Below are 12,578 nucleotides of genomic sequence, written 5' to 3' on the forward strand. Positions count from 1 at the left end.
TGTAGTTCAGGAGATGCATTTCCCCTGTCACTGAGCCAAAAACGCGCCGTGCGGCAATTGCGTTGACACGCCATTACAAATACTTACACTTGCCGTGTGACCGCCTTGCCGCATGGCTGCGCGCGTCGAGGTACTCTGTTAGCTGGCGTACCGCGCTACGCCAAGCGGCAGCCTAGACTGGATGCCATCCTCACCGCATGGGTCCGCCATGAAAGCCGCCCTGAAAACCTATCAAGCCAAGCGCAATTTCGCCGTCACGCCCGAGCCGGCAGGTGGCGGCGAGGTTGCGGGCGAGGTGCACACCTTCGTCATCCAGAAGCATTGGGCCAGCCGTTTGCACTATGATTTTCGCCTGGAACTCGATGGCACGCTGAAAAGCTGGGCCGTGCCGAAAGGACCCAGCTACGACCCGCGCGACAAGCGCATGGCGGTGCAGGTGGAAGACCATCCCCTCGCTTACGCCAGTTTTGAAGGCACGATCCCGGAAAAACAGTATGGCGCGGGCAAGGTCATCATCTGGGACAAGGGCACATGGCAAGCGCAGGCGGCCACGCCGGACGCGCGCGCCGCGCTGGCGGCCGGCGAACTGAAATTCACCCTGCATGGCCACAAGATGCAGGGCAAGTGGGTGCTGGTGCGCATGAAGGGTAAAGGAGACAAGCGCAGCGAAAAGCAGCCAGCCTGGCTGCTGATCAAGGAAAAAGACGGATATGCCCGGCCGGCACTGGAATTTTCTGTCGTCGACGAGTTCCCCGACAGCGTCAAGAACAAGGCCCTGCCCAAGCGCAAGGTGGCTGCCGCGCCGCCGGATGCCGATTTACCCGCTACCCTGTCGCCCCAACTGGCCACCCTCGTCGATACGCCGCCGCCAGATGCGCAAGACTGGATTTTCGAGGCGAAATTCGACGGCTACCGCATCCTTGCGCGTTGCGATGGCGAACAGGTCAGCCTGATGACGCGCAATGGCAATGACTGGACGGCCAAACTGCCGAAGCTGCGGCAGGCGCTGGAACAGCTGGGCTTGCCGCCAGGCTGGTATGACGGTGAAATCGTCGTCAACGACGCCAGCGGTCACCCGGATTTCGGCGCCTTGCAGCGCGCGTTCGATGCGGAAGCGACCAGCGCCATCGTGTATTACCTGTTCGATGTGGCATATTTCGATGGACACGATGTGCGGGGCCAGCCTGTCGAGGCGCGCAGGGCTCTGCTGCAGGGGTTGCTGGAACAATTGCCCGCCTCGCCGCTGGTGCGTTTCAGTGTGGCGCTCGATGCTGCGCCGCAGCGGTTGCTGGCCCATGCTTGCCGCCTGGGACTGGAAGGGGTGATTGGCAAGCGGCGCGGCTCGCCCTACGTCACGCGGCGTTCCGGCGACTGGATCAAGCTTAAATGCGGGCTGCGCCAGGAATTCGTCATCGGCGGCTATACGGCGCCGCAGGGCGCGCGCGAAGGGATCGGGTCGCTGCTGCTGGGCGTGCACGATGCGCAGGGCAAGCTGCGCTACGCGGGCAATGTGGGCAGCGGCTTTGACGATGCGGCCCTGCGCGACTTGCGGCGCCGCCTCGATGCGCTGGCCGTTGATGCCAGTGCGTTCGCGGGCAAGGCGGGCGGCGTGCGCCGGCCCATCTGGGTCAAGCCGCAACTGGTGGCAGAAGTGAGTTTTGCGCAATGGACCAGTGGCGGCGCCGTGCGCCATGCCGTGTTTCACGGCTTGCGCGAAGATAAAAAACCGGCCGCCATCGTGCGTGAGCGGGCACAGCGGATCGACAGGGAGACGACGATGCAAAACCAGGCCACGCCGGACAGCGTCTTGCCGGCCAGTTTCAAGGTCAGCCATGCGGACCGGGTGATCGACAAGGACAGCGGCGCGCGCAAGATCGATCTGGTGCGCTATTACGCGCTGGTGGGCAAGCTGATGCTCGTGCATTTGCGGGACCGGCCCGTGTCGCTGGTGCGCGCGCCGGCCGGCGTAGGCGGCGAGCTGTTTTTCCAGAAGCATGCTGATACCGCGACCATGCCCGGTGTCAAACAACTCGATCCCGGCCTCGATCCCGAGCATGCCGCCATGCTGGAAGTGGCCAGCGTACAGGGCTTGTTGTCGGCGGCGCAGTGGAATGTGGTGGAGTTTCACACGCAAAACGCGCTGGCCAGCGCCTATGACACGCCGAATCGCCTGGTGTTTGACCTGGACCCGGGCAAGGGCGTGGCCTGGCCCGCGATCCGCGAAGCGGCCGTGCTGCTGCGCGCCTTCCTGACGGAGCTGGGGCTGCCCGCCTGGCTGAAAACCAGCGGTGGCAAGGGCTTGCACGTGGTCGTGCCGATCCGCCCGAAATACGACTGGGACACGGTAAAGGCGTTTTCGCAAGCCATCGTGGCGCATATGGCGCAGCAGATACCGGCGCGTTTTGTCGTCAAGAGCGGTCCCGCCAACCGCGTCGGCAAGATCTTCATCGATTATTTGCGCAACGGACGGGGAGCCACCACCGTGTGTGCGTGGTCGGCCCGCACGCGCTCCAGGCTGGGCATTTCCGTGCCGCTGGCATGGGAGGAGCTCGACAAGCTGAAGGCGGGCGATCAATGGAACGTGGGCAATGTCCACAGCCGCCTCGACGTGGGCAATGCGCCCTGGGCTGGCTATGCGCGCAGCGCCAGGGGCATCGATAAGGCCATGCAGAAACTGGGTTTTACTGCGCCGGCCTGAGCGGCAGGCTGGCGCGCGCCAGTTGCAGGGCTTCGTCGATGGCAGCGTTGAGCTGGGGAATCTCGACGGGTTTGGTCAGGTAGCGGAAAAATCCTACAGCCAGGCCGTGGTGGATGTCGCCCTTCATGGCATTGGCCGTCAGCGCGATGACGGGGATGTGGCTGTGCGCGGATCGTTGCGCAGGATGCGCTGCGCCTGGTTGCCATTCATGCCGGGCAGGTTGATATCCATCAAGATCACATCGGGGCGGCGCTCCAGCGCCAGCGCAATGCCATGGCGCGCATCGGTGGCCGAGATCATGCGCAGATGGGGCAGGAAGCTGATGATGTCTTCCACCAGTCGCAGGCTGGCCGGATTGTCTTCCACGTACAGCAGCAGAGCCTGGCCGCCGGCATCGTCGGCAGCGTCGCCAGCAGGTTCGACCAGCCCCTCCGTGTCCAGCGGCATCCTGGCGGGCGGCGCGGCCATGGTGTCGAGTTCGATCCAGAAGACGCTGCCCACGCCGACGCAGCTGTGCACGCCCATGGCGCCGCCCATCAGCTCGATCAGGCGCTTGGTGACGACCAGGCCGATGCCCGTGCCTTCCTCGCTGCCCGCCTCCTGGCCCAGCCGGTTAAACGGCTGGAACAGTTCGGCTATCTGCGCGTCGTCCAGGCCCTTGCCCGTGTCGCGGATGGCGATGCGCACGCGCTGCGCAGTGGGTTGCGAGATTTCCAGCTCCACCTTGCCGGCCGGGCGGTTGTACTTGATGGCGTTCGACAGCAGGTTCAGCAGCACTTGCTTGAGGCGCGTATGGTCGGCCTTGACGGTCAGCGGCTCGCAGACCGAAAAGACCATTTCGAGCTGGCGCTGCTGCGCCTGTTCTTGCACCATCACGCGCACTTCCTCGATCAGCGCGGGCAGCGCCACCGCCTCGATCGACAGGCTCAGGCTGCCTGACTCGATCTTCGCCAGGTCGAGGATTTCATTGATCAAGGTGAGCAGGTGGCGGCCCGAGGTGACGATGTTTTGCACGAAGGCGCGTTTTTGCTGCACCGTCGCGGGCAGCGATTCGTTGGCCAGCAGCTGGGCAAAGCCGAGGATGGCATTCAGTGGCGTGCGTAACTCGTGCGACATGCTGGTGAGAAAGCGGTCCTTTGCCTGGCTGGCCCGCTGCAGTTCGATTTTCTGTTCATTGAGCGTGTGTTCGATGCGCTTGCGCTCGGTGATGTCGCGGATGGCTGACGACACCAGCACGCCTTCGTCCGTTTCCAGCGGCGACAGGCTGATTTCGACGGGAAACTCGGTGCCATCGCGGCGCAAGCCATACAGTTCCAGGCCCGCGCCCATGGAGCGGGCGCGCGGCGCCGTGGAAAAGGCTTGCCGGTGGTGCGGATGGTCATGCGCGTAGCGGGCCGGGATCAGCACTTCCACATTGCGTCCCAGCAGCTCCGCGCGCGAATAGCCGAACAGGCGTTCCGTTTGCGAGTTGACGAGCACGATCTCGCCATCGCCATTGACGATGACGATGGCGTCCGGCGCCGATTCGAGCAAGCCGCGAAACTTCTGCTCGGCCCGGCGCCGGTCGCTGACGTCGCGGATGGCGCTGATGACGAAGGTGCCGATCTCCGTCTGGATGGGCGAGAGGCTGATTTCGACGGGGAACTCGACGTTGTCCTTGCGTAAACCCAGCAACTCCAGGTCGGCGCCCATGGTGCGCGTACGGGGCTGGTCGAAATAGCGTGCGCGGTGTCCCACGTGCGCGTGGCGCAGGCGTTGCGGCAACAGGGTATCGATTTGCCTGCCACTCAATTCGCCTTCCGCATAGCCGAACAGGCGCTGCGCCTGCTGGTTGGCCAGCACGATGGCGCCGGTGGCATTGACCATGATGACGCTGTCCGGGGTCGATTCGAACAGCACCCGGTAGCGCACGTCGACAAACTGGGCGTCGCGCGCCGCCTTCAGCAAGGTCGTGTCCTTCATGGTGGAAATCAGGTAGCAGGGGGCGTCCGGCGTGGCGCGTGCGGCCTGGCAGGCCACATCGACGTAGATGAGTTCGCCATCCTTGCGCCGCCGCAGCGATTCGCGGTCATAGCTGCCATGCAGCGCCAGTTTCTCGTCGATCAGCGGGGCCGCTTCGGCCTGTCCCGGCAGCGAGATCAGTTCCCACAGCGTGCGGCCCAGTGCCTCATCGCTGGCATAGCCGAAGATGCGCTGCGCTCCGATCGTCCAGCGCACGACGACATGCTCTTCATTCGTGATGACAACGCCGCCAGGGGCGCCACTGAGGATAAGCTGATCTAACTCGGCATCCATTGTTTTCCCGCACGCATGACAGAGCTTGCCGGGCGGCAGGCTGTGTGCATACGCTAGCGAGAAGCTTGATCAAAGTCAACGAAATTATGATTGAAGAGTATCCCGGGCGGGACACGAGTATCAGGCCGCCTTGCGCCTGGCGGGCGGCGGTTTGCGGGAGGCGGACGAGGCCGCGCGCTTGCGGGCGGGCACGGCTGGCGCCTTCTTGCCCAGGCTTTGCTGCAGCAGGGCGACCAGGTCGATCACATTGCTGCCGTGCTCTGTTTCCGGCGCGGGCGAGGGTGGGGTGATGGTCTTGGTCTGTTTCGCCTTGATCTTTTTTTTCACCAGCGCCAGCACGTCTTCGCGGTAGCTGTCGTGGTATTGCCCGGGTTGCCACGTTTCGCTCATGCCCTCCACCAGTGACAGGGCCATCTTGAGTTCCTTGTCGGTAATGCCCGCCGCCTTCAGGGTACTGCCGGGCAAGTCCAGGTCATCCGTGGGGCGCAGCTCATCGGCGTAGCGCAGGGTGTTGAGCACGATGGCGTCGCCGACGCAAACGAGCGCGCACAAATGCTGCTTGGTGCGCATGACTACGCTGGCGATAGCCACTTTATTAGCCTTGCGCAAGGTTTCGCGCAGCAGCGCATAGACTTTCTCGCCGCCCTTGGCGGGCAGCAAATAATACGGGTGCGCGTAAAAGGTCAGCGGCACCTCGACCGCATCGACAAAGGTGTCGATGGCGATGGTTTGCGTGGACTTCACATTCGCCTGTTTCAAGTCTTCTTCGGACAGCACCACGTACTCATCGGTCTTGTATTCATAGCCCTTGATGATGTCGTCCCACTCGACTTCCTTGCCCGTGCGCTTGTTGTAGCGCTTGTAGCCGATGGGCGCGAAGTCGCGCCGGTCCAGCATGGATAAATCCAGTTCATGGTCGAGACTGGCTGAAATCAGCTCGACGGGGATGTGCACGAGGCCGAAGCTGATGGCGCCTTTCCATAGTGCGCGCGCCATGGCCTAGTTCCCCACGCTGCCGGTGATGGGCAGGATGATGCCCGTGATGTAGCTGGAACAGGCGGGCGAGGCCAGGAAGACGTAGGCGGGCGACAATTCCTCGGGCTGGGCCGGGCGGCGCATGTCCGTGTCGGCGCCAAATTTCGCGATGTCCTCGGGCGTCTTGTCGGCCGGGTTGAGCGGCGTCCAGACGGGCCCCGGTGCGATGGCGTTGACGCGGATGCCCTTGTCGAGCAGATTGCCGGCCAGCGCCATGGTGAACGCATGGATGGCGCCCTTGGTGGTGGAATAATCGAGCAAGTGCTTGGAACCATGCAAACCCGTCACGGACCCCGTGTTGATGATGGAGGCACCGCGCTGCAGATGGGGCAACACGGCCTTGGCCATGTGAAAGTAACCGTAGACATTGGTTTTCATGGTGAGGTCGAAGCGCTCCTCGCTCAGGTCCAGCAAGGACTCCGCGTGTTCCTGGAAGGCGGCGTTGTTGACCAGTATGTCGATGTGTGTGAACCGTTCCAGCACCTGATTGACGGCTTGCTGGCAAAAGCCCTGGTCGCGCACGTCGCCGGGAATCAACAGGCAGCTCTGGCCTTCCGCTTCCACATAGCGCTTCGTTTCGTTGGCGTCCGCGTGTTCGTTCAGGTAAATGATGACGACATCGGCCCCTTCGCGCGCGTACAGCACGGCCACGGCGCGGCCGATGCCCGAATCGCCGCCCGTGATGATGGCCACCATGCCGGCCAGCTTGCCGCTGCCGCAGTAGTCGGGCGCCAGGAAGCGGGGTTTCAATGACATTTGCGCTTCGCTGCCGGGCTTGGCCAGGTGCTGGGCGGGCAGGGGAGGAATCGGCTGGCTGCGACTGCCCGTTTGGACGGGAGGCTTGCTGTCCCGCTTGCTTTCTGCTGCGGCGTCGCGGCCATCTTGCTCCTGCTGGATGGCGCGCTGCAAGTTACCGGCGGACTGGTCCTTGTTCTCGTTCATGCTGGCCTCCGTGGAAACGAAACTCCAGTATCGGCGCGGCACTGGCATCGAACGGTGCGCTTGCTAACAGAGTGGCGCAAACGGGTGTAAGATTAGATGATGATTGACATCATAGTGGGAGAGCAGCATGAAGGTGAGCAGGGAGCAGGCGGCGCTGAACCGCGAGCGCATCGTGGACGTGGCGGCCAGACTGTTCCGCGAAAAGGGGTACGACGGCATCGGCGTGGCCGACCTGATGAAGAACGCGGGCCTCACGCATGGCGGCTTCTATGGCCATTTCGCGTCCAAGGAAGACTTGATGATCGAAGCGTGCCAGCATGCCTTGAACAAGTCGCTGGAAGGCTGGCGGGCGAAGGTCGCCAGCGACCCGCAGCGGGCGCTGCCGGCCATTATCGAGAACTATCTGACCACCAGGCACCGCGACCAGCCCGGCGGCGGCTGTCCGGCGGCGGCCATGGGCGTCGATGCGGCGCGCATGTCGCCCGGCGCGCGTCCCGCGTTTACGCAAGCCACGCAGCAGCAGTTCGCCTTGCTGCAAGGCTTGCTGCCCGACGGCGCAGCGGAAGAGCTGCGCCAGCAGGCCATTTCCACGTTTGCGGCCATGGTGGGCGCCATGGTGCTGGCCCGTTCCGTCGATGACGAGGCCCTGTCGGCCGAAATCCTCGACGCCGTGAAGGCGCAATTGCTGCCAGACTGAACATATCCCTCTGTCAGCCGGCCGCGTCGCATGATAGGCTTCGGTTTTCAGATTTCGGGATCATTCATGCTGCTCTGGCTCAGGCAATACCGGCGTCCTCTGTTGGCCGGAGACATTACCGCCGGTATCGTTGTCGCCATGATGATGGTGCCGCAGGGCATGGCCTACGCGCTGGTGGCCGGCTTGCCGCCCGTGGTGGGCATCTATGCCAGCATCTTGCCGCCCGTGCTGTACGCCTTGTTCGGCAGCAGCATGACGCAATCGGTGGGCCCCATGGCCATCGTCTCGCTGATGACGGCCGCCGCCCTGGCGCCGCTGGCCGACCCCGGCTCCTCCTTGTATATCGTCCTGGCCGCCCAGCTGGCCTTCATCAGCGGCCTGGTCCTGCTGCTGTGTGGCGTGCTGCGCCTGGGCTTCATGGCCAGCTTTTTGTCGCGTCCCGTGATCAGCGGTTTCAGCAATGGCGCGGCCATCCTGATCATCTGGGGCCAGATCACGCCCTTGCTGGGCGCCAGCATTCCCCACTGGCACACGCCCAGCCTGGTCCTCGGGCTGGGCGGTCTGCTGTTCCTGTGGCTGGCCAAGCGCTACGCGTCGCGCCTGCTGCAGCGCTGTGGCTTGAACCCGGTGGCGGCCGATGTGGGTGCGCGCCTGGCGCCGATGGCGCTGGTGCTGGCCGGCATCGCGCTTGTCGCCTATGGCGGCCTGGAAGCGATGGGCGTGCAGACGACGGGCCATGTGCCCAGCGGCTTGCCGGGCCTGAACCTGGCCACCTCTGGCGCCCATTGGCGCACCTTGCTGTCGCCGGCGCTCTTGATCGCCTTCATCATCTTTTTAATGAGCATGTCCGCCGCCCAGACCCTGGCGCAAAAGCGCGGTGAAAAATTGCACACGAACCGCGAATTGCTGGGCCTGGGCGCCGCCAACGTGGCCAGCGCACTGTCGGGCGGCTTCCCCGTCACCGGTTCCATCTCGCGCTCGGCCGTCAATTTCCAGGCGGGTGCCAACACGCCGCTGGCCAGCATCATCACGGCGGGCTTGCTGGCGCTGGCGCTGGTGGCGCCCACGGGCTGGCTGGCCCTGCTGCCGCTGCCGGTCTTGGCGGCCACCATCATCTTTGCCGTGGCCAGCCTGCTGGACTGGGATACCTTGAAACTGTCGTGGCGCTACGACCGCAGCGATGCACTGGCCCTGCTGGCGACGACGGCCGGCGTGCTGGTGCTGGGCGTGGAAGCGGGCGTGGTGATCGGCGTGCTGCTGTCGATGGGCACCCTGATCTGGCGCGCCAGCCGTCCGCACATCGCCGTGCTGGGGCGCATTCCGAATAGCGAGCACTTCCGCAACGTGGAACGCTACGAGGCGCAAACGTTACCAGACGTCTTGCTGCTGCGCATCGATGCGGGGCTGTTTTTCGGCAATGTGGAAGCCGTCACCGAGCGCGTGGAAGACGAATTGCGGGGACACCCGACGGCGCGCCACCTGGTGCTGGTGCTGTCGGCCGTCAACCAGATCGACAGCACTGCCTTGCTGGGCTTGATCGAACTCAACGGCGCGCTGATCAAGCGCGGCATCAGCCTGAACCTGGCCGAAGTGAAGGGGCCTGTGATGGACCGCCTGCGCCAGAGCAGCCTGTTGCAAGACCTGAGCGGCAAGCTGTACTTGAGCACGGCGCTGGCGACGGCTGATTTAAGTGGAGAACATGCATGAGGATGGAACTGAATCTGCATGGCGAGCCGCATGTGATGGATAGCCTCCTTGCGCTGGAACAGGCGCTGACCGACGCGCGCGCGCTGGCGCAGTGCGAACTGTGGCTGACCCTGGCCACCGAGGCGGAGCAGGGCCCGGCCCTGTGCATGCTGCGCAATGGCGGCAACGCCTGGCTGATGTATCTGTCGGGGCAGGATGACCTGAGTTTTCACTCGCTGGGCGACGAGGAGGTAGACGGCGTTTGCAGCTATCTGCTGTCGAATGGCCAGGTGGACGAGTATCCGGAAGCGTGGTGCGTGGAGGTGGAACATTGCCAGCGTGCCTTTGTCGCGTTTTTCAGGACAGGCGGCGCGCAGCCGGCCAGCATCGCGTGGGAGGCGGATTGATATGCTGCAAACCACGCAAACCATCCTCGCCGACATCGACAGGGACTTGCTCGCCGCGCTGGACGCCAGGGCAGGTTTATTAACGCTGCGTGCCATCTTGCTGCGCTATAAGGCCAGCGGCGTGACGGCGGCGCAGGTGGCCGCCTTGCTGCACGAACTGCGTCCAGCCACGCAGGAGGGCCCGCTGGAAGACGTGATACTGGACGCCCTCGACATGGTGACGGGCTGGTGCACGCCGCAGCTGCGGGTATGGGACGGGGTGGGGGAAAACCGTGCATCCTGAAAAGTTCAAGCAGGTGGCGGGGCTGCCAACGGCCGAACGCCATACCTATTTTGTGCGCAAGGTAGCTGATACGCAAGAAGTGTGGGGCTTGTACCATGCAGGCTGGGCCACGGCGCAAGCCTACGGCAAGGTCGCCATCCCGTTCTGGCCGGAAGCTGCCTTTGCGCAAGCGTGCGCCAGCGGCGACTGGATGGATTTCCAGCCGCGCGCCATCGCGCTCGATGATTTTCTGACCAAGTGGCTACCCGGCATGGCGGGCAATGATCAACTGGCTTTCGTGTTCCCCGTGCCGCAAGACGGCGCCAGCGTCGCGGCGCCTGCCGATCTGCTTGCCTACCTGCGAGAGGAATCCAGACAATATGAATAATCAGGAAGAACGCCTGGACGCCTGGTACGACGGCTCGGCCATTTGCCTGATCGCCGTCGGCGCGCACGGTGATCCGCTGGACCTGGGCGACGACGAAGTGCGCGCGCTGATCGCGAAGCTGCAGCAATGTCTGGCCGAGTCCGAAGCTGCTGCCACAGAAGACTGACGGCTCAGGCGGCCGCCAGCACCTTTTCCATCGCCACGCTGGCCAGGCTGATGCCGCTCGGATGCGCATACGCTTCCTCGCGCAAGGCGATGAAGCCGGCGGCGCGATAAAACGGCACGGCGTTGAGCGATGCGGACAGGTGCAGGCGCGCCATGCCGCGCTCGCGCGCCAGCTGCTCCAGCGCCGCCAGCAGCCGCTTGCCGATGCCCAGGCCCGCACGGGCCGGATCGACGAATACGGCATCGACTTCCTGCTTGTCCGCATCGAGCATGGCGTAGCCGGCAATGGCCTCGTCCTGCATCGCCACGATGCCGCCACCGGCAGCCAGCATGGCGGCATAAGAGTCCGGTACGGGCGAGGCTGTCCACACGGCGATTTGTTCCGGCGCATAGTGCGTGGCGCAACCGACGCGCACGGCCACCGTGCGCAGGGCCCACAGGGCGTCGATGTCAAGGGGCAGGGCGGGGCGCAGGGTGATGAGCATGGCGGCTTTCGGGGCAAAAGCGCATGCTAGCGCAATGGCTGGCATGGCACCAGCATGAGCTTGTCCAGCCGTCACTGCGCCGGCTTGTCCGGATCGATGTAGTACGAGCCTGGCGGCGCACCCGGCACTTTCACCCGGAACTTCAAGCCGGACAGCAGCTTGTCCCACAAGGCGATGGCCTCTTCGTCCGTCAGCGACGCGGCTTCGGCGGCGCCGACCATGTTGTGGGCGACTTTGGTGTACATGGATGCTTCCAATACCGCTGGATAGGCGATATCGCGCGGCGTACCCACCAGCGTCCATTCAAAATCATGCACGCCATCGGTACGCCGTATCAACGATTCCTCGCCATGCCAGTGCTGCACGTCACGCTTGCCCTCGCGTAGCAGAGTACGAGGAGGGTAGTTCTTGCCTTGCTGGTCTTTTGCTTCCTGGATGCGAGCAAGTAATGATAATTTCCCACGTACTTTTGCATCGTATTCAGCAGGAGGATAGTCACCGTAGGCATTTTTATTCGCAGTGATGGAAAAAGTCACGTCTGGAAAGCTGGGGAAATACAGGCCTGCATCCGCCATTTCCTGACTGTCATATTTGTTGTCGCTCATAAAACCATTTTTGACGCAATAGCCTGGTTCCTTGGGAACTTCATTTTCATCGCGCAGACGTAAGTTATTAGCGCGGACCATTTGATTTCCTATGGAATCTGCTATTGCTTCACCTTTTCGTGTTGATCCGTCAAGAATGAATATATGGTTTCCTTTTATGATGTATGTCTTGAATATTAAACGCCCACCTTCTTTGGAGAATTCTCCATCATAGTATTGAAGTTGCCAGCTATTTTCTATGGGTCCTTTTCCATTGTGTATAATTTCAGATGTTCGGTCGCTTTTTTTTATTCTTTCAATTTCTTCTGCAATGCGTTCGTTTTTTTCTGTTATTCCGCCTGGTATGGTTTTAATTTCCGAAAGAATTGTTGTTCCTCCTGATATGAGTTGTGCTTCTTGCGGAACCTCTAGGGCATAGCGTCCGAAGCATACAATTTTTGTTTTTAAAAATAGTGTTTCCAAGCGTTTGCTAAGCTTAAAATGTCCAGGCATTATGGTCTCCGTGGCTGAATTTTTTTTCGCGTAGGCGGATAGGAATACCGTCGCAATAACTGTGATCGTGAGGAAAATTGTTTTCTTTATCTTATTATTCATGGCTTACTCCCACTTTGCCGTTTTGGCAATTTGCACGATGGAATACAGCATGGATGCCATTACATTTGTATCGGCATAGCTGCTCTGGTGGTCATAACCATTCGCTTCCGTCGTGCCATGTACGAAAAGTGTGCCTGTCATGTGCCGGTGACGGCATCGTTCCATCACCGCGTGCATTAGCTGCTTGTAGCTTTAACTTTAAGAATTTACCTCCGGCCTGGACGAGGAGTTGCCCCTTGTTATCATCTTCAAGTAACTTCCATTTTTCAGGTAGCGGCTCGAATTTATTCCATGGATCGTTAGAGCCGCTGTGAAGACC

The 12,578-nt window shown here is 62.2% G+C and carries 13 protein-coding genes; 7 read left to right on the top strand and 6 right to left on the bottom strand.

Annotation, left to right across the window (positions count from 1 at the left end; translation table 11 throughout):
* Positions 1-208: 208 nt before the first annotated feature.
* Positions 209-2,698 (top strand): DNA ligase D, encoded by a 2,490-nt coding sequence (ligD, locus tag ACP7EG_RS04540; RefSeq protein WP_426086601.1) that lies wholly within the window; start codon positions 209-211, stop codon positions 2,696-2,698.
* Here the strand turns inward: ligD and ACP7EG_RS04545 are convergent.
* The 4 genes from ACP7EG_RS04545 to ACP7EG_RS04560 form a co-directional block, all read right to left on the bottom strand.
* A complete protein-coding gene (locus ACP7EG_RS04545; protein ID WP_426086602.1) occupies positions 2,682-2,825 on the bottom strand; it encodes a hypothetical protein in 144 nt (47 codons plus the stop codon). The two genes, ligD and ACP7EG_RS04545, sit on opposite strands and share 17 nt — an antisense overlap.
* 11 nt (positions 2,826-2,836) lie before the next feature.
* A complete protein-coding gene (locus ACP7EG_RS04550) occupies positions 2,837-4,993 on the bottom strand; it encodes a PAS domain S-box protein (RefSeq protein ID WP_426086603.1) in 2,157 nt (718 codons plus the stop codon).
* Between the two features lie 120 nt (positions 4,994-5,113).
* Entirely contained in the window at positions 5,114-5,989 is an 876-nt protein-coding gene (locus ACP7EG_RS04555) for a Ku protein (RefSeq protein WP_426086604.1), read from the bottom strand.
* 3 nt (positions 5,990-5,992) lie between these two features.
* On the bottom strand, positions 5,993-6,970 hold the full coding sequence (locus ACP7EG_RS04560; protein WP_426086605.1) for an SDR family oxidoreductase: 978 nt from the start codon (positions 6,968-6,970) through the stop codon (positions 5,993-5,995).
* A 127-nt stretch (positions 6,971-7,097) separates the two neighbouring features.
* Here ACP7EG_RS04560 and ACP7EG_RS04565 point away from each other — a divergent pair, with 127 nt between their 5' ends.
* From ACP7EG_RS04565 to ACP7EG_RS04590, 6 genes are all read left to right on the top strand, one after another.
* The gene (locus ACP7EG_RS04565; RefSeq protein ID WP_426086606.1) at positions 7,098-7,667 is read left to right on the top strand and encodes a TetR/AcrR family transcriptional regulator; all 570 of its coding nucleotides are present in this window, start codon (positions 7,098-7,100) and stop codon (positions 7,665-7,667) included.
* Between the two features lie 66 nt (positions 7,668-7,733).
* A complete protein-coding gene (locus ACP7EG_RS04570) occupies positions 7,734-9,374 on the top strand; it encodes a SulP family inorganic anion transporter (RefSeq protein WP_426086607.1) in 1,641 nt (546 codons plus the stop codon).
* Positions 9,371-9,760, top strand: a complete 390-nt coding sequence (locus tag ACP7EG_RS04575; protein ID WP_426086609.1) for an Imm1 family immunity protein — start codon at positions 9,371-9,373, stop codon at positions 9,758-9,760. The genes ACP7EG_RS04570 and ACP7EG_RS04575 overlap by 4 nt, the downstream gene beginning before the upstream one ends.
* A 1-nt stretch (position 9,761) precedes the next feature.
* The gene (locus ACP7EG_RS04580; protein ID WP_426086610.1) at positions 9,762-10,043 is read left to right on the top strand and encodes a hypothetical protein; all 282 of its coding nucleotides are present in this window, start codon (positions 9,762-9,764) and stop codon (positions 10,041-10,043) included.
* Positions 10,033-10,410, top strand: coding sequence for a DUF2750 domain-containing protein (locus ACP7EG_RS04585; RefSeq protein WP_426086611.1), 378 nt, complete (start codon positions 10,033-10,035; stop codon positions 10,408-10,410). Before ACP7EG_RS04580 ends, ACP7EG_RS04585 begins: the two co-directional genes overlap by 11 nt.
* Positions 10,403-10,576 (top strand): hypothetical protein, encoded by a 174-nt coding sequence (locus ACP7EG_RS04590; RefSeq protein WP_426086612.1) that lies wholly within the window; start codon positions 10,403-10,405, stop codon positions 10,574-10,576. The genes ACP7EG_RS04585 and ACP7EG_RS04590 overlap by 8 nt, the downstream gene beginning before the upstream one ends.
* 4 nt (positions 10,577-10,580) lie before the next feature.
* Here ACP7EG_RS04590 and ACP7EG_RS04595 read toward each other — a convergent pair whose 3' ends face one another.
* Both ACP7EG_RS04595 and ACP7EG_RS04600 read right to left on the bottom strand, forming a co-directional pair.
* The gene (locus ACP7EG_RS04595; protein WP_426086613.1) at positions 10,581-11,060 is read right to left on the bottom strand and encodes a GNAT family N-acetyltransferase; all 480 of its coding nucleotides are present in this window, start codon (positions 11,058-11,060) and stop codon (positions 10,581-10,583) included.
* A 71-nt stretch (positions 11,061-11,131) separates the two neighbouring features.
* Positions 11,132-12,259, bottom strand: coding sequence for a T6SS immunity protein Tli4 family protein (locus ACP7EG_RS04600; RefSeq protein WP_426086614.1), 1,128 nt, complete (start codon positions 12,257-12,259; stop codon positions 11,132-11,134).
* Between the last annotated feature and the right edge of the window lie 319 nt (positions 12,260-12,578).

Origin of the sequence: Janthinobacterium sp. PSPC1-1, assembly GCF_049897625.1 — a bacterium.
Lineage (GTDB): Bacteria > Pseudomonadota > Gammaproteobacteria > Burkholderiales > Burkholderiaceae_D > Janthinobacterium > Janthinobacterium tructae.

Bases quoted from the DNA above. Each gene is read 5' to 3' on its own strand.
- ACP7EG_RS04590 (WP_426086612.1), top strand. From the start codon at position 10,403: ATGAATAATCAGGAAGAACGCCTGGACGCCTGGTACGACGGCTCGGCC.
- ligD (WP_426086601.1), top strand. From the start codon at position 209: ATGAAAGCCGCCCTGAAAACCTATCAAGCCAAGCGCAATTTCGCCGTC.
- ACP7EG_RS04565 (WP_426086606.1), top strand. From the start codon at position 7,098: ATGAAGGTGAGCAGGGAGCAGGCGGCGCTGAACCGCGAGCGCATCGTG.
- ACP7EG_RS04600 (WP_426086614.1), bottom strand. From the start codon at position 12,259: ATGAATAATAAGATAAAGAAAACAATTTTCCTCACGATCACAGTTATT.
- ACP7EG_RS04545 (WP_426086602.1), bottom strand. From the start codon at position 2,825: ATGAAGGGCGACATCCACCACGGCCTGGCTGTAGGATTTTTCCGCTAC.
- ACP7EG_RS04560 (WP_426086605.1), bottom strand. From the start codon at position 6,970: ATGAACGAGAACAAGGACCAGTCCGCCGGTAACTTGCAGCGCGCCATC.
- ACP7EG_RS04555 (WP_426086604.1), bottom strand. From the start codon at position 5,989: ATGGCGCGCGCACTATGGAAAGGCGCCATCAGCTTCGGCCTCGTGCAC.
- ACP7EG_RS04575 (WP_426086609.1), top strand. From the start codon at position 9,371: ATGAGGATGGAACTGAATCTGCATGGCGAGCCGCATGTGATGGATAGC.
- ACP7EG_RS04580 (WP_426086610.1), top strand. From the start codon at position 9,762: ATGCTGCAAACCACGCAAACCATCCTCGCCGACATCGACAGGGACTTG.
- ACP7EG_RS04570 (WP_426086607.1), top strand. From the start codon at position 7,734: ATGCTGCTCTGGCTCAGGCAATACCGGCGTCCTCTGTTGGCCGGAGAC.
- ACP7EG_RS04550 (WP_426086603.1), bottom strand. From the start codon at position 4,993: ATGGATGCCGAGTTAGATCAGCTTATCCTCAGTGGCGCCCCTGGCGGC.
- ACP7EG_RS04595 (WP_426086613.1), bottom strand. From the start codon at position 11,060: ATGCTCATCACCCTGCGCCCCGCCCTGCCCCTTGACATCGACGCCCTG.